The following is a 16,041-nucleotide window of genomic DNA, read 5'->3' as shown; positions in this document are numbered from 1 at the left end:
TAAGACGGATGTCCGATTGCAAACCCTCCGGCCGTGTTGGTAATGAGGAGGTTGTGGCGAACGGCATGGCAAAAGCCGCCCTGAATTTAACGTGCTTCAGGTCCTGCGATCAGTGCAAAAGCGGTGGCGTCCCGGCCTTCTGACCCATGCACGCGTCATCATCTTGTAGATGCAGTACACATCCAGGCAGAATCCCAACAAGCCACCCTCTCTAACGAAAGCACCGGGCCAGGTGCTTTTTTCCTGTCGTTCCAGCACACACCTGCATCCATCGAGCAACAGCGTTGACACGACCTGCCGAAGGCCACGAACCGCGCTTCCCGCCTGGACCATGACCGTAAAGTCAATGCGGCCCGGCCGAGCCCAGCCAAGATGCGCACGGCAAAGCTTCCCGGGCAAGGACCTGCAGGGCAACCCGAGGGATAACAAACAGCAGACCGTGCTGATTAAATGGTGCAAACGGGCGAAAACAGGCGGCAGATACACTCGCGGCGACAACGGCCGATCGAGTTCGCCGTGAGTCGTGATTGCCGGCGTATTGGGATCGCGCCGCATCCATTGCAGTCATCCCCTCAGGGCGACGCTTGCGTCGCCCTGAGTTTCGTGCTTCAATGAGGGCCAGTAGTAGAGTATCCGCTTTTCAAACGCCGTATGCCGGCAACATGTAGTCAAGAATTCTCCGATCGAGAATTCCCCGATATAGTCGGGCATCAATAGCAATTTGCAGTTGCACTGCAGGGATTCATGGCCTGCGTGCCGATCCTGAAGGTATGCGTCTGTCGTCGCATGCCATCTGTGACCCGCTTCCACGGAGGTATCTGGAAGACGGCCACAGAAAGGATCGCAACGGTCTGTTACGCGCCGCTTGCGGCGCCGTGCATCCTTCTGCCACTCTAATCAAAACCCCAGCGTCCATTGCATCCGCGTTCCCGCGGATACGCAATGGAAGCGCTCGGTCACCCCTGCCGAATCTGGCATTCAGCAAGCCCCAGGCGCCGCGTCGCGCGCGCCCCGGTCGCCTGCCATTGCAAACCAATGGCATCAGTGCACCAACGCGGGCTATCAATCTTCCAAAGCTAGCAGACCGACGTTCCATCCAACGCATCGCGCGGGATCCCCAAGCTCAACGTCAATATCGGCGCACCTCCCGATCAACAGCAACGCCCTTACGGGCAACAGCAATGCCCTCAAGGCACGCGTACCAGGCTACTGCGGCTCTCCACCGAGCCTGACACGCGATCAATGGCCCCGGCCTTCGAAATGGTGCCTGGCAATCGCCAGGCGTGGAGCCGCATCTGGCCGTTGCGCGACCTTCCGCTCGCGCCGGCGCTAACCTGGAGGGATTGATATGGGCGACCGACACATGCTGGACAACGAAGCAAGGATCTTGATTAGCAGCATCGCAGGCAGTTTCATGGTCCAGGAAAGCTGGAGCCGGGCCTGGCGGCTGTACCTTCGCTATCTGCAACTGCGGGGCTTGCTGCCTGAGCAAATGAAGGACACGCCCCTTCACACGCTTGGACCGTTTGTGCAGTTCTGCATTCGGAACGAGATTGGCGCTGCCACCATTGCCAACGTGCTGGCGGCAATTCGCGCCTGCCTGCGCCAAGCTGGCGTCGACCCCGCCACAATCCCATCGAACCGAAAACTCGCTGTCCCACGTCGAGATCGGGCACGCAAACCCCGCCCCTAAAGGTGTTTGGCAATCGGTGCTTGGCAACCGACGGGCATTAAGCCGCGTCTGGCCGGCGCGAACTTCGGTTCGTGCCGGCGCTAACCGGGGGTTGAGATGGGCAAACGACAAAGATTCGAACACGAAGTCAGCGAGTTGAGCAAAAGGGCGGGAGGTAGCTATGAAAACCAGAAAAATCGGCGTCTTCTCTGGCGGCTCTACCTTCGTTATCTCCAACTGAATGACTTGCTTCCCGAGCGTGTAAAGGACACGCCCCTTCATACGCTCGAACCATTCGTGCAGTACTGTCTTCTGAACCTGAAAAAGCCTGGTGACATTGCCAACAGACTGGCGGCGATTCGCGTCTGCCTGCGTCACGCCGGCGTCAATCCAGCCACGATTCCAACAAATCGGGATCTTGGCGTGCCGCGCCGAAACCGGTCAGGCACAAGGCGCCCTTACACGGACGAGGAATTTCACATGCTTCTCGCACGTTGCCAGAAAATTGATCAAGGCCTCTATCACATCGTCTGGCTATGCCGCCTCCTCGGCCTGCGCCTGAAGGAGGCACTTGAATGCAATGAAACCTTGCAGGAATGGCGCGAGGCCCTACGCAATGGCGAGGTTTCTTTACCCATCAGGCGCGGGGCGAAGAACAAGCGGTTCCGGCGTGTAGAAATCCTGATGGCACGACGCGCCGAGACATTGCAGGCGGTCGAGGCCGCATGCGCTTTCTGCGACGCGAACGGCGGCGAGCTCATTGGTAGCAGGCATAACAACCTTAAGGGCGCGGTCAACCGACTGAAGCCATGGTTGCGGCGAGCCGGCATGACGGGCGAGCTGTCCTTGCACGCGCTCCGGTATACCTACGCCTGTGACAAGGCTAACGAAATACGCGACGCGGGAATCGAGGAGCTTGAAGCGCTTGTTACTTTAAGCGAACTCCTTGGCCACGGACCCACGCGCGCCCGCTGGATCTTCCGCGTGTATCTCAAATCAGTGGCACACAGGTTCCCGTCCCTCCAGCCGAAGGCGAGAACCAGGAGCGCCCAGGCATCCGCGCGAAAAGCTCGATCAGCGGAAGACGCGACTCCCGATACCTGTTTTGCGGCTTAAGGTGGTAGCGATGGCGAGGCAGCCAGCCCAGCTTATAGCGCCAGACATTAAGGCACACTCACGTAAATCAGGTGAACCGCAAAGCCGACAGTATTCGCTCAGTCATGGCGACATTTCGCCATGACTGAGCGATTTCCGGCCTGCAGCTTAAGCTGTCCCTCGAAGAAAGCTTCACTTGACGCTAACGAAGTTGGTGAGACAGGCGGTGACCAGACACTAAGGGTCGCGCGGTCACCTATCGTTGGCGAGGAACTGGATATTGATTGCACAAGCCCGTGACTGGTCTGATGTGACTATCAGGAGGGGTTTGAACTCCGCGCAGCCATGCAGACATCAATCTCCTCGACTCGATTTTCGGATGAGAATGCAGCACCACGGCTTAGGCGTGCACGCAGGAAGCGTCGGTAACGAGATAAAACCCGTTAAAACTTGGACCACCAATGCTACCCGCTATGGCCGCTATTTTTATTAACACGCAGTCCGAACCTTAAGCAACGGGTCCTCATTTACCCGTTGCAATCCATGTTCGTCTTACGTTAGAATTCCCCTAGCCGAGTTGTTTCGGCATCGACATGATGACATGTGGGGCATCCCCACTATCAATTGAACAAGACAACGCAGAATTCAATCCTGACGAGATCTTGGGTTGGCGTCCGCCAGTGAGACAGCTGTGAAACGTCCTGCCACACCGGAGCAAAACCAGCATCGACCACGGTTTGGCGATTCTGGACAAGGTCCAGGTGCGTCTACAGCTTCTATAGCTCGCCCCCAGACGACCTGAAAATACAGCACAAACTCGCCGATCGATCTTCATGCGGTCTGCACGTCAGGCGTTCGCCCGATACAGCAGCATCCCTAAAGAGAACAGCATCGCGCGTCTATTCGTTGCCAGCAATCTCCCGTTTTACGCCAAAGCGCTGACTTCATAAAGTCTTTTTGACGACTCCTTCCGTCATCAGGCCAGCCATCCCACTCCTCAGCAATTAATCCGCGCCCCCGAAGCCCCGCTTTCGATCGCCGTGGAGAAGTCGCGCGCTTTCGCGCCCTCGAAAATCCGAACGTCCCTCGTAGCACCGTTCTCCCTTTTCGCCTGTTGCCACACCGACCTGGCTTCACTACTCACAGGAGCACCAGCATGACCCATAGCATCGTTGTTCATTTTCGTACCAATGCAGCGCCCATCCAGACCTGCGTCGCGCAATTCATTCATGCGAAGACCGGCGGCCTGCTCGTAAGCACCGGACAATCGCGGAAACGCGAGACGTCCTCGGCTTCGAGCATCAGCCACCTTGCGTCACAACACCTTGAAGACGCCTACGGCGCACTCCTGAGTTCGCCACGCGGCGGAGTCATCGATATTGAGCAGATGGCCGCGGAGGCGATGATCAAATTCCTTCGGGAACATTGGGGCACCCTGAGGGAAATTGCGGCGATCGTTATGACGATCACCCCAGAGAATGAGTCGCAGGTGACGGCGCTCCATCTTGTCGAGGCGCTCGAAGAAGCCGGCATGGAGAAGTCACAGCTACGCGTGGTGTACGCAGACGTCCCGTGCGATGCCCGATTGGAGGTCACATTTCCTCACGTGACGCAGCATTTGAACGCCGCGGAGTTTTTGAACTGCACGAAGGACGCCGTTCTGTTCACATCGCGTGCGCTCGAGAGCGCGCTCCAGCATCAGGTACCGATCGGCGCTGTAATTACCGGCGCAGCGAATTTCGAGACCGAACTGGAAGAAGCCCGAGACGCCGAAATGAGCGAGAAAACGCTGCGCACACTCGCGAAAAAGGTCCTTGCGCAGCGCATGGTACTGGGCATCCGCACTGACATCGATCGGCTGTTCGACGCACTCAGGCTGCCCTGCGCCGCTCAGGTATGGGCGCAGGAGGCTCGTGGCACCCCCTTGACGCAAACGCCGAACTCATCGCCCGCCGTCGCAGACCGGGACGCGATCAGCTCACACCCCACAACGGGCTAACGCACACCCTCGTCTGCGACGTTACCCAAATCGTGCCGGCGGCTGACTTCCAGGGAATCCGTCGGCGTATCTGACCCATTGCTGAAAAGGTAGATCATGGAGATTGTGCGCCTCCCCTATGACATCAACGAAAATGTCGGTGTTGCAGTTTCGTCAGTTGCTTACCATCTTGATGCGGAAATGGCTCTAGACGCACTGTCAACCGAATACGACCGGGCGATCCAGACAGACCCTGAGCCTCATGTCGTGGAATTGCACGCGGACAATGTGGAATTTCCAATTCTTCACAACTGGAAAACCCGTGTACCAGAAGCGAATTACGAGCTCGGTCGCGGCCGCGTGATGTGGCACCTTGAGAATGAGGACTACATCGCATTTGGCATGCTCGAATTCTGGTATCCGGAGGCAATCCGGCTCTGCGGGGTACGCGTCGAAATAATTCCCAAGATCCTGTTCAGGCATCCTGAACTACTTACTGCCACAAAGGACCAGGAGTCGCTCGGCTCAATTCTTTTGAGGAAATTTGGCAAGCTGGCAGAGGGTTTTCCGACTCAACATAGCGCCTTTGGGTTTCACCCTGGATCCGTGCCTCTGAGCGCAATCAGCTTCTTCATGGGAGGAATCGACGACATCGACGCAGGTGCAATAGTCGCCTTTACCGATCATGTTTTCGCCGACGGATGCGGCGAAGCGGCTATGCGCGCGGCGACTGAAGAGGCATGTCGAGTTCGAGGTATCCACCTGTAACGGGCGTTTTCGGACCCCGTCGAGCGACGTTTCGATAAGTGCAGGGCTGGCCGTGTGTGGGATGAAACGAATGAGCGTCTTCGGTCGATCATTCGCTTCTGTTGGCCGGGCGTTGTGCTCGCGTCGCCGATTCCGGCACGGCACCAGTAGTCGGCCCCAACGCGTCTCTCGGTAGATCGGGAAGCCGCCGTCGCTCCATCTCGCTCTTGTGCTGGGGGACCTCAGGATGACGGGAGAATTCACGCAAAGCCTCGACCGGAATCGGAGCATCAACAAAACCCGTGACGCCAGGTGGCGTCACGGGCGCCAAAACTTCCGGGCCATTCGTTGCGGCAAACTTTTTTATGAGGACCGCTCCTGAGCCACGATCACTTATTCGTTATCCTTGAGGAACCGTCTGCGAACAAGCGCGCTACGTTACCAAACCGGCCGGCATCATGCTGACCCCGCCGATCGTCTCCAACGTTCCTGCGGTTGCTGGGCATGTTGCCGACTATGCGCTGACTTCCAGGTTCGGGCGATGCGGTCAATAACTGGCCGCGACCAACTTTCAGATCCGACGACGGACAGGACAGGTCGTCGTTGCGACTTGACTATCAATCAAGTGGCTTGAGCACACGCCCCTCTGTCGCTGAGAAATCGGCCACGTTCCGCGTCACTACCTCCAGAACATCAATCAGAGCTGGCGTCACAGCGATTCTGTTCGCCGCCCTTTGGGCATGCTGATGAGGGCCTCTTCCTGGCGCCGCGGAGGGTGCAGACGAGGTCTTGCCGATGCTCTGTCTCAGCGCTTCCCCCGTGTGCGCCGCCTGGAGCTAAAGTCGGAAGTGGTGTACGGGGGGATTGAGGCGGGAGATTGAAGGCGGTGGAGGTTTCAGCTGAGAATCTGATTGTCGAAGTCGGAAACCAGCAAACAACAAACCATCCACCATGAGCAAGTTTACGGAAAAAGAAGTCATCGGTCTATCGGAAGTCGGTCTGGGTCTGGACGATCTGGTGCGCCAGGGCGCGCGGCAGGTGATCCGGCAGGCAATTGAAGCGGAGCTGTCGGCGCTGCTGGAGCGGTTCGAGAACGTCAAGACCTTGCAGGGACAGCGTGCCGTGGTGCGCAATGGCTATCTGCCGGAGCGCGAGGTGCTGACGGCGGCCGGCCCATTGCGGTGAAGGTGCCGAAGGTTCGCGATCGATCAGGATCAGGTGTGAAGTTCAATTCCTCGATTGTGCCGCCGTATGTGAGGAAGTCGCCGCGCGTAAGTGCCGCGCTGCCGTGGCTGTATCTGAAGAGCATTTCGACGGGCGATATGAGCGAAGCGCTGGGCGTGCTGCTGGGCGAGGACGCCAACGGGTTGTCGGCGAACGTGGTAAGTCGCCTGAAGGCACAATGGGCCGATGAGCATGCCAGTTGGAGCCGGCGTGACCTGTCGCAATCGCGCTACGTGTATTGGTGGGTCGACGGCATTCATACCGGCCTGCGTAGTGAGAACTCGGACGGCCAGTGCCTCCTGGTGATCATCGACGTGAGGCCGGATGGGCGCAAGGAGCGTGTGGCAATCGGCGACGGGTATCGCGAGTCGAAGGCGTCATGGCAGGAGCTGCTGCTCGATCTGAAATCGCGTGGCTTGCAGGGTGGTCCGCTTCTGGCAGTCGGCGACGGCGCAATGGGCTTCTGGGCTGCGCTGGAAGAAGTGTTTCCGGCGACACGTGGCCAGCGCTGCTGGTTTCATTATGCCCACCTCCCGATTATGCCGGTGTGCCGCCGCGATGCGGCGGCGCCAGCGGTGAACGTGGCGTACGCATCGGCATAATCCCGGTCATATGAGCGATGCTTCCTTTTCCACAACTGGGAGAAGGAGACAACTCATGTCAGATCCATCTCGCGTCCGTATAACCGGACCGCTCGCCGCGTTCGCAGCCGGCTTCGCCGCGGAGTTGAGCGCACAAGGTTACCGACTCAACGCCGCTGCGAATCAACTGCAGCTTCTTGCGCATCTGAGCCGGTGGCTTGCTTCCAGGCGACAGGACGCAACGACGCTCACCGCTTCGGTCCTGGACGAATTCCTGAATGCACGGCGCGCGCAGGGCTACACGTTGTGGCTATCATCCAAGGCGCTGACGCCGCTGGTCAGCTACTTCAGTAACGTTGGGATCGCGGTGGCGAGCGCGCACGCGGTGTTAAGTCCCAGCGAAGCACTGCTCGAGCGCTACCGCAAATACCTCCTCGATGTGCGCGGGCTTGTCGCGACCAGCGCTCGCGGATATGTCGACATGGCTCGTGCTTTTGCCGTGACCAGAGTCGTCGATGGCGAACTCGATTGGAAGTGCCTGCGACCGGAGAACCTGATCCAATTTGTGCTCTCTGCTAGCCGCGGTCGCTCAACCGGCTCAGCGAAGCTAACAGTAACGGCGCTGCGCTCTTTGCTCATCTATTTGCATATCGAAGGGTTTATCGCGCAGCCGCTTGACACAGCAGTTCCCTCGGTCGCCGGCTGGCGCCTTGCGGGGTTGCCGCGCGCACTGGAGACGCGCGACGTGCAACGCTTGCTGGCGGCTTGCGATCGACGCACCCACCACGGCCAACGCGATTTCGCTATGCTAATGCTGCTTGCGCGTCTGGGCTTGCGTGCCGGAGAGGTGCGTATGCTTAATCTTGACGATATCGACTGGCGCGCGGGTGAACTCGTGGTGAGAGGCAAAGGTCAGCGCATCGAACGCCTTCCTTTGCCTGCGGATGTCGGCCAGGCATTGGCAGCGTATCTGCGACGTGGCCGCCCCGATACCGCACAGGGCCGTACCGTGTTCGTGCGTACACGCGCTCCTCACCGTGCGCTCTCATCCGGAGGTATCACAGAAGCGGTGGCCGCCGCGGCTTCACGCGCGGGCCTCCCTCACATGAGCGCCCATCGACTGCGTCACACACTTGCAACCCAGATGGTTCGCTCGGGTGTTGCACTTCCCGAGGTCGCCCAGGTGTTGCGCCATCGGCGCCTGATGACCACGTCAATCTACGCGAAGGTCGACCGGGAGGAGTCCTGTCGCAACTGGCCAGCATTCACGGTGCGCCCCGCTACCTGCGTTCGGACAACGGCCCGGAATTCGTGTCGTATGCCATCCTGAAGTGGGCTGCCGAAAACAGTATGGAAATGGCGCTTAGCGATCCGGGCAAGCCATGGCAGAACGGCGCAGACGAGAGTTTCAACGGCAAATTCCGTGACGAATGTCTGAGCCTTGAGTGGTTCCGCAGCCGCGCGGAGGCAAAGGTAGTGATCGAACAGTGGCGGCGCCACTACAATTCGATCCGGCCACATTCAAGTCTGGCGTACCTGACGCCCGACGAGTTCAAGCAGCAGTATTGTTCAACTGAAGCAACCGAGGCCGTTCTCCAAGATTGAAATGGCCCGAAGAAATCAGGCAGGTCACAGCCGCGGCGACCATCGCCAAAACTTTGCACGCGCAAAACTGGGACCAGCAAGATTTATACCTTATTATTAAATTATGAGGTATAAATTGACTGGTTTCAATCTATACCTTACTATGCAATTTAAAGGTATAAATTGACCCGCTCATGGTGAACTTTCACAACGACGCGTTGCAGACGCTGTATTCGTCCGTCACTGAACGAACCGGCGCGCAGACGCACATTCCGTTGCACTCTCCTGGCTCTGCTGCCCAGAAGACGATCGACGGGAAAACATACATCTACTGGCGGATATATCTGGCGTCAGGCAAACACAAGGAAACGTCATTGGGTCGTGCGGGTGAACCTTCCACTGACGCCGCGCTCGACGCGAAATTGCTGGAGAGCGGAGAGATGCGCGCGATTGCTGCCGAGGTTCAGCTCTTGCGGAAGGCCGGCTTCGCCGCCGCGGACAACTCGTCGGCGCTCACCATCGCCACGCTGTTTAACGCCGGCATTTTCGGCCATGGTGGTGTACTCGTCGGTTCCCACGCCTTCGGCGCGCTTCTGAACAGCTTGGGCGTTCGCCTGCCAGCGAACTACAAGACTGAGGATATCGATATCGGCAGCGCTGGATCTATTTCAGTCGCCATCCCGGAAAATCGTACTTTCCTCGACATTCTGCGTGACAGCGGAATCCCCTTTCTCGAGGTGCCTGATCTGGACTCCCGAAAGCCCGCAACTTCGTTCAAGGCTCGCGGCCAGCCACTGAAAGTCGACCTCCTCGTGCCGGGTACCGATGCATACGAGACGAAATCGCTGCCCCAGTTACGCGCGCACGCCACGGGACTTCCGTACTTCAGATACCTGGTTTCCAACCCGACGCGCGGGTTCATCCTCGGCAAGGAGCATGTCGTTCCGGTTCTGCTGCCCGACCCCGCACGGTTCGCACTTCACAAATTGATTGTCAGCACGCTCCGCGACCCGTTACGTGCCCTCAAGGCGGATAAAGACCGTCGCCAGGCAACCGTGCTGATTGACGCCCTGATGGAAAAATTCCCAGACTGGTTACAAACCGCAGCCAGCGAGCTCGAGGAAGGCGCGCGTCCTAAGGTTGCCAAGGCCGCGGCGCTGGCTTTGAGGCTAGATTCAGGCCTGTCTGAGCGTGCCCGCGACTTTCTTGCCGATCTGGATGACCAGTAACAGCATGCTCGCGATATGCGAAGAGCCCCTCGCCAGTTCCATTTCGCATTCTTTCAGAAACGGTCAATACCCCGCCTCGTGAACGAGAGAGCCTGCATGGATTTCTCTGAATGGACTGTGACAAAGGGCGCGGGCGAAAGTGCTTCGCACACGGGACGGTCTCGTTTGCAGGCCGTGGCGACAGCACAGTGCGGTTCATCACTGTTTCTGTATCGACGCGCGAGCAGCCTGCAACGCGTGCGCCGGCGTTTGGCCGGTGAGATGGCGGTGGCGGCACAGCCGGCGACTCCCATTGGTGCATCAGCGGCAGTGACCTTGCGCATGCCGTTCCACAGCGTTCCGAAACGGCTTCGACGGATTGACTTGCCCCCTGCGGAGTTGCACGCGCCTGATAAGCGTCCATGTACGGCCTCCAGGGGAGGCGGTACCCGATACCAGGGTTCTCTCTTGAACGCGGTTGTGCTCCAACGCGACCAGGGCATTCGGCGCCGCTCGCACACGCTGTGCATCGCCACACCGCGCAACATGCGATTGACATTCGCGCGCTCTACCCTAGAATCGTATTTTGCTGCGTCGCAACAGCGCTTCCAACTCTGCGACTCGCCGTTCGTGATTGCGTTCGACGGTCTCCCGGACATTCGCCACTTCACCCTACGGAGATAGTGATGAGCACTCTTGCCCCAGAACAATTGGTCGCCACGCAGAAGGCCGGTTTTGAAACGACGTTCGGTCTCTTGACCAAAGCGTTCGTAGGCACCGAAAAGCTGGTCGAGCTGAATGCGCAAGCGGTCAAATCGACTCTTGCCGAAAGTCAGGAAATCCTGGCCAAGGCGTTTGCGACCAAAGACCCACAGGAGTTGTTCGCGCTGCAGGCGAGCCTGGTGCAACCGGCCGCAGAAAAGGTGCAATCGTACTGGCGACATGTGTACGAAATCATTTCCAGCACTCAGGCCGAATTCGCGTCGACCGCTGAAGCACAGTTCAAACAGCAACAGCACGACGCACAAACGTTCGTCGACAGCCCTGCAAAGAACGCGCCGGCGGGAAGTGAAGCGGTCTTGTCCGCATGGAAGTCCGCTCTCGCGACCGCCAGCGAGGCCGCCAGCTCGGCGTATCGCGCTGCCCAGGAGGCAACAAAACAGGTGGTCGACATCGCAGAAAACAATGTCAACGCTGCGTCTGCCTCCTCGACCAGGCCGACCAAACGAGCAATCGAACAGGTCGAAGCGGTCGAGAAGAAATAAGGTCATTGACGTCGCCATTACCAAAAGATGTTCAAAGCGAGCGCTGCTCGCTTTTTTGTTTGCGAGTTCTTTTTGGGCGACAACCAGTGCGCCTCTGACAGTGTCACGGAGCAGCCGGTTATGAAGGTTGGAGGACCGCTGTAAGCAGTCCGTCGAAGTACATGACCGTGCTCTCGAACAAAAGCGGGGGGTTCTCATCCCATCCCGACGCGGTCAATCAACTACGTCGCTCCGGATCGCCTGAAACCAGGACGTCGAACGCTTCGCGCGCGTCTCCCAGTTCCTGCATGGCGGCGGCGAATCTGGCGAGTACGAGTGTAGACGGTTGCTGACTTTCTTCCTCGCCGAAGTGAACCTCGAGCGCTGTCGATGCCGCGTATACCTCTCGCGCGGCGCCGACGACCCGTTCAAGCGCCAACGCCTCATATGACGGTGTCTTTTCCTTTGTCATCGTTCTTACCCTTCGCGCAAATAGTTGGCGCGCACGTATAGTGGTAGACAACGGAAGTATGCTTCGGTTCGAGTATGCAACGCCGAGAGTGCCCCTGCGTGCAGTCGACCACGTGTGGAATAGCGGTGACTATTGAGCGGTTTTCAGCACGCTTTGCCGCGCAGCTTGGAACATGCGCCGAGCGCACGGATGCGTGCGATAGCGGCCGCCCTGGCGGCGAGGACTGCTCTGCGCAGCGTGGTCAACTTACAAACGGCACATAACTAAAAGAATGGTCCGCTTCGGCGGACCATTCTTTGCGCGACAGCGAGTGCGCTCAGGTGTCAGATAGGCTGAATGTTGGCCGCCTGCTTGCCCTTCGGTCCTTGCTTGACCTGAAAGCTCACCTTTTGCCCCTCCTGAAGAGACTTGAAGCCCTCCGCCTTCACTTCCGAAAAATGAGCAAACAGGTCCTCTCCGCCATCGTCCGGCGTAATGAAGCCAAAGCCCTTTGCATCGTTAAACCACTTCACAGTACCGGTTGCCATATTTGTTTCCAAAAGTGAAGAAAGCCGCGATATATCGACGCCATCGGCCGCGTCGTAGATACGTTCGATGTCTTCGGACGACGGAGTGTCACGGTCCACTGCTACTAGAGTAGCCGCGATTGTGCGATGCTTGCCGAAAAAAATACACCGCCACGCGTAAACCGTATGCGAACTTGTAGCGGCGCACAATTGGCATCTTTCCCACTACCGGATGACCAAGTGGGACCGCTCATCGCAAACGATTCGCGGAACGTACCAGGTGATGATTTGATACACGATGAGCCTGTTCACCCTGGCGCTCGCCGGCGAGTTCAAAGACCGAGGTGTCGCAGTCAATTCGCTATGGCCTCGAACAGCTATCGCGACCGCTGCTGTGCGAAACGAGATTGGGGGTGCGGAAATGATTGCGGCGTGTCGTAAGCCGGAGATAGTCGCTGACGCGGCGCACTACATTCTGACGCGCCCTGCCAAAGAGTGTTCGGGAAATTTTTTCCTCGACGACGAAGTCCTGCTGGCGGGGGGTGTGCGAGACTTTGCACAGTACGACATGCAGGCTGGAGCTGCGTTGCAAGCAGATTTCTTTGTAGAGGCGTTGCCGGGAATGCTACCGGCGGACAATATGGCGAAGCGAGCCACGGCACAGTGAGATTTGCTGACCACACTGTAGCTCTTACGTGCTATCGCCTGTCATCGGTATCGCTAACCCAACGTTGCCAGCAGCTTGATGAAGTTGCGCTTGGCGCGATACATCTGGCGAACGGTCTCTAGCTCATCAACGAACTGTGCGTGCTGCTTCAGCTCTGCCCGCAACTTCCCTATGGTGCGCACGATGCCGAACGCTTCGTCATATCGGGCGTTTCGTGTTCCGCTTTCGGCCGCAATCGGCAGCAGTCGGTGATACAGCGCAATGGCGTCGTGCGGATGCGTCTTACCGCGCACGGCCGCCATCGTTGCCCAGATATTTATCGCCACGGGACCTCCGCAGAACGCTTCCCATGCGGTCTCGCTTTCGCACTCGGCAAGAAAAAATTTGACCAGTTCGGTGCGGCTCGGCGTTTGCCATTGGCTGGGCTTCGCTTTGGTCGGCGCCTCTTCAGTGCGGACAAGCGCCCACAGATGGTTGAGTGCGCGCTCGCGCGTTGTATCGTACCGACCGGTTGCCGTGGCGACATCCATTAGCGCCGTGAACGCTTCGGCAACGGGACGCGACTCGAAACGCTGCCAGGCCAATGCACCGGCTTTCTCAAAATCCTCCCGCCGCAAGTACTCCGTTATGCTGAAATCCAGTAGACGCACGTCAGTATTCTTCCCCGATTCCGTAAGACCGCGCTCCGCCCAGGCCAGCCCTTCGTCGTGACGCCCATACTTCGCGCAAAGCTCCGCGACCTGCAAAAAACGATACGGATTAGACAGGTCTTTCGAGCGGATGCGAATCAGTGCATCGACGTCACCATCGAGCTCCGCGAGCGTCTCCATCGCGCGCTCCAGTCGCATCCGCAGCGGGTCGAACGACCTGCGCAGGTCGTTGGCCGGGGCGAGCTGAGGTAACTTGTCCCACCCAAGCTCCACCAGTTCGCGGTAACGACGCAATCCGTCGTCGCCGAGTGGCTCGCCGTACGCCGGCAATACGTTGTAAAACGTATCCCACACACCCTCTGTCTGCAAGCGGAACAGCCGCTCCGCGAGCTTCGCTGCATCAGGCGCCGTCCGGCGGCATGCATCGAGATGCACGGACGCAAGTTCCATGATTGCCGGCATGACGTCACCGCCGGAGTCATCAATCTGTTCGAGACTCTTTTCCGCGCCGGAAATCGCCAGCTCCGCGAGTTCGACTACCTGCGCCGCATTCGGCCCTACGAGACGCTGGCGCAGCATATCTGCGAGCGACATCAGGCCGTCCCCGTACGCTCCGGCTTCCCCCCAGTCGAGCGGTCGCGAAATTCGCGTTGCCTGACGCACCGCAGTCTTCATGCTTGGGAGGTCATTGGCAGTCGCCGCGCGCGGCAAAGAGCAGCTTGTCGCGCAGAATCATGTCGCGCTCGGCAGCTTCGAGCAGCAGGTCGCGCATGGCGTCTTCACCAAGTGTCGCGACGTACTCGCTAATCAGTTCTTCATGCGTTTTGCGCTTCTTGCGAGGCTTCGCCGGTTCGGCGTCGTCGGAATGGAACACCTCTTCGCCTGTGTTCTCGAGCCACGACAGTGCGACCGCTACCGCATGTTTACAGAAAATGCCGTCGGCGCCCACCGGGCAGTCACATTCGTACGTCAGTTCGCCGTCGGCGCCTGCGCCAAGTTCGACGCTGTACCGTTGCGTGCCGCGCACATTCCCGCGAAGCACACCGTCGTGCTCCTCAAGGCGCGACACCGCCCCGTTCTGGAAATAGGCTTTGCCCCGAGTAAAGGTCTTCAGGTCCACCAGCGACTGGACGTCAGCGAGGGTAATGACGTCTGTAAGGGAGGTTGAGCGAGGCATCAGTAAGTAGAAGCGATTCGAGCAATGCCGCAAATCACGGCTAGCGCAGACAATGATACGGGTCCGATGCAATGCTTGGTCGGACTGTCGACGAGTTCGTACATCACGCCCCTAGATTTTGTAGGGGACGCGCACGCCGGGTTCATCCGCAGGAAAATCCTTCCTGTTACGCGAAACCAGCAACAGGGAGTTTACTTGCGCCGACGCCCAAACGATCGCATCGGGCAGGCGAATTCGCTTTTGCTTGCGAATCTCGACCGCTCGATTTGCAATCGCACTGTCCAGTGCAATAACGTCAAATGAGCCGAGCCACGCACGAATCGCCGCGTTGTCGTCTGCTGTCGCCCCAACGAGTACTTCGATCCAGGTGATCGTGCTGATCGCCTTATACTCGTATCGCGCGAGCTCTTTTTTCGCTGCGCCGACGCCACCGAGATAGTCGATCAGAATGTTCGTGTCGAAGAGCGCCTTTACCATTCCGAGCGCAGTTCCTGCTGGTATTCAAGGCCATCGACTTTTTTGCTCTTCCACAGCCCAAAAACGTCGGCCCCAAGCGCCGCCTTGTGCTGCGAGATGTACGCGTTGATCGCATCGCGGATGACAGCGGCGCGAGGGCGGTGCTCAGCCTCCACGAGTGCTGCCAACTCTTCAACCTGCGAGTCGGGCAGGTCAACCAGGATTCGACTCATTACTGCCTCCGTTGCATGATATACATATCATATATCACTCTCTCTTACTTTGCAAGGAAGATCGCAACTTCGGCGGACTCCAGATACCGTGTTACCGGCGTGGTCGCGACCTGCTTGAGCACCCAGCCGGCAATTAAATGACACGCGCAAAGATGGCTCACGGACGCACCGGATCGCTGTCAACGATTCGCTTCACAGCCGACAGGCTACCGAGTCCGAACAGCCGGCGGATGCTGCCGGAAAACGCGGCTGATCACCCGACCGGACAGACAGGGGAAAATCGGAATTCTCGGCTCACGCGCGCACGACGCAAAAAATGGCTATCCGCATTTCGTGGTTGATGTCATCGAGCCTTGCTGCACTGCGGAAGATACCATTGGCTGCATTGCTCGACTGGCGCATTTCGGACCCTGAGCGGACGGTCGCCGTGCTGAAGCAGCAATGGCTCTTCCCGTTAAGGGTTGTTCGACGCCTGCCCTTGTCTGCTGCACCATGAGGGCACGATGACGCATGCGGGCAGGCGTTGGACAAGCCTCGAGGGAGGAAA

15 protein-coding genes and 2 pseudogenes are annotated in these 16,041 nt (G+C 58.6%); 11 read left to right on the top strand and 6 right to left on the bottom strand.

The window, feature by feature from the left end; translation table 11 throughout:
• Positions 1-1,348 precede the first annotated feature (1,348 nt).
• The 9 genes and pseudogenes from P3T16_RS20590 to P3T16_RS20550 all read left to right on the top strand — a co-directional run bounded on the left by P3T16_RS20590 (position 1,349) and on the right by P3T16_RS20550 (position 11,354).
• A complete protein-coding gene (locus P3T16_RS20590; protein WP_429343655.1) occupies positions 1,349-1,693 on the top strand; it encodes a hypothetical protein in 345 nt (114 codons plus the stop codon).
• A 96-nt stretch (positions 1,694-1,789) separates the two neighbouring features.
• A complete protein-coding gene (locus P3T16_RS20585; protein WP_429343654.1) occupies positions 1,790-2,788 on the top strand; it encodes an integrase domain-containing protein in 999 nt (332 codons plus the stop codon).
• Positions 2,789-4,154: 1,366 nt separating this feature from the next.
• Complete coding sequence (locus P3T16_RS20580; RefSeq protein ID WP_429343653.1) at positions 4,155-4,766, top strand: hypothetical protein; 612 nt, start codon at positions 4,155-4,157, stop codon at positions 4,764-4,766.
• Positions 4,767-4,862: 96 nt separating this feature from the next.
• Positions 4,863-5,513, top strand: a complete 651-nt coding sequence (locus tag P3T16_RS20575; protein ID WP_429343652.1) for a hypothetical protein — start codon at positions 4,863-4,865, stop codon at positions 5,511-5,513.
• Positions 5,514-6,443: 930 nt separating this feature from the next.
• Positions 6,444-7,237 (top strand): annotated as a pseudogene (locus tag P3T16_RS20570) (IS256 family transposase); the annotation flags it as partial.
• Between the two features lie 91 nt (positions 7,238-7,328).
• Entirely contained in the window at positions 7,329-8,627 is a 1,299-nt protein-coding gene (locus P3T16_RS20565; protein WP_429343651.1) for a tyrosine-type recombinase/integrase, read from the top strand.
• A pseudogene (locus P3T16_RS20560) lies at positions 8,513-8,902 on the top strand (integrase core domain-containing protein); the annotation flags it as partial. The gene P3T16_RS20565 and the pseudogene P3T16_RS20560, both read left to right, overlap by 115 nt.
• Before the next feature lie 173 nt (positions 8,903-9,075).
• Entirely contained in the window at positions 9,076-10,110 is a 1,035-nt protein-coding gene (locus tag P3T16_RS20555; RefSeq protein ID WP_429343650.1) for a GSU2403 family nucleotidyltransferase fold protein, read from the top strand.
• 665 nt (positions 10,111-10,775) lie between these two features.
• Complete coding sequence (locus tag P3T16_RS20550; RefSeq protein WP_429343649.1) at positions 10,776-11,354, top strand: phasin family protein; 579 nt, start codon at positions 10,776-10,778, stop codon at positions 11,352-11,354.
• A 217-nt stretch (positions 11,355-11,571) separates the two neighbouring features.
• Here P3T16_RS20550 and P3T16_RS20545 read toward each other — a convergent pair whose 3' ends face one another.
• Together P3T16_RS20545 and P3T16_RS20540 are read right to left on the bottom strand one after the other, a co-directional pair.
• Positions 11,572-11,805, bottom strand: coding sequence for a hypothetical protein (locus P3T16_RS20545; protein WP_429343648.1), 234 nt, complete (start codon positions 11,803-11,805; stop codon positions 11,572-11,574).
• A gap of 323 nt (positions 11,806-12,128) precedes the next feature.
• A complete protein-coding gene (locus tag P3T16_RS20540; RefSeq protein WP_429343762.1) occupies positions 12,129-12,332 on the bottom strand; it encodes a cold-shock protein in 204 nt (67 codons plus the stop codon).
• Positions 12,333-12,609: 277 nt separating this feature from the next.
• Here P3T16_RS20540 and P3T16_RS20535 point away from each other — a divergent pair, with 277 nt between their 5' ends.
• The gene (locus tag P3T16_RS20535; RefSeq protein ID WP_429343647.1) at positions 12,610-12,978 is read left to right on the top strand and encodes a hypothetical protein; all 369 of its coding nucleotides are present in this window, start codon (positions 12,610-12,612) and stop codon (positions 12,976-12,978) included.
• 53 nt (positions 12,979-13,031) lie between these two features.
• Here P3T16_RS20535 and P3T16_RS20530 read toward each other — a convergent pair whose 3' ends face one another.
• The 4 genes from P3T16_RS20530 to P3T16_RS20515 form a co-directional block, all read right to left on the bottom strand.
• On the bottom strand, positions 13,032-14,303 hold the full coding sequence (locus P3T16_RS20530; protein WP_429343646.1) for a DUF6880 family protein: 1,272 nt from the start codon (positions 14,301-14,303) through the stop codon (positions 13,032-13,034).
• A gap of 10 nt (positions 14,304-14,313) precedes the next feature.
• Positions 14,314-14,805 (bottom strand): SWIM zinc finger family protein, encoded by a 492-nt coding sequence (locus P3T16_RS20525; RefSeq protein WP_429343645.1) that lies wholly within the window; start codon positions 14,803-14,805, stop codon positions 14,314-14,316.
• 111 nt (positions 14,806-14,916) lie between these two features.
• Entirely contained in the window at positions 14,917-15,282 is a 366-nt protein-coding gene (locus tag P3T16_RS20520) for a type II toxin-antitoxin system VapC family toxin (protein WP_429343644.1), read from the bottom strand.
• A complete protein-coding gene (locus tag P3T16_RS20515; protein ID WP_429343643.1) occupies positions 15,276-15,494 on the bottom strand; it encodes a ribbon-helix-helix protein, CopG family in 219 nt (72 codons plus the stop codon). The genes P3T16_RS20520 and P3T16_RS20515 overlap by 7 nt, the downstream gene beginning before the upstream one ends.
• Positions 15,495-15,810: 316 nt before the next feature.
• Here P3T16_RS20515 and P3T16_RS20510 point away from each other — a divergent pair, with 316 nt between their 5' ends.
• A complete protein-coding gene (locus P3T16_RS20510; protein ID WP_429343642.1) occupies positions 15,811-15,990 on the top strand; it encodes a hypothetical protein in 180 nt (59 codons plus the stop codon).
• The last annotated feature ends 51 nt before the right edge of the window (positions 15,991-16,041 follow it).

This window comes from Paraburkholderia sp. GAS42, from assembly GCF_050436565.1.
GTDB lineage: Bacteria > Pseudomonadota > Gammaproteobacteria > Burkholderiales > Burkholderiaceae > Paraburkholderia.
This window is presented reverse-complemented; position numbering and strand designations above follow the sequence as displayed.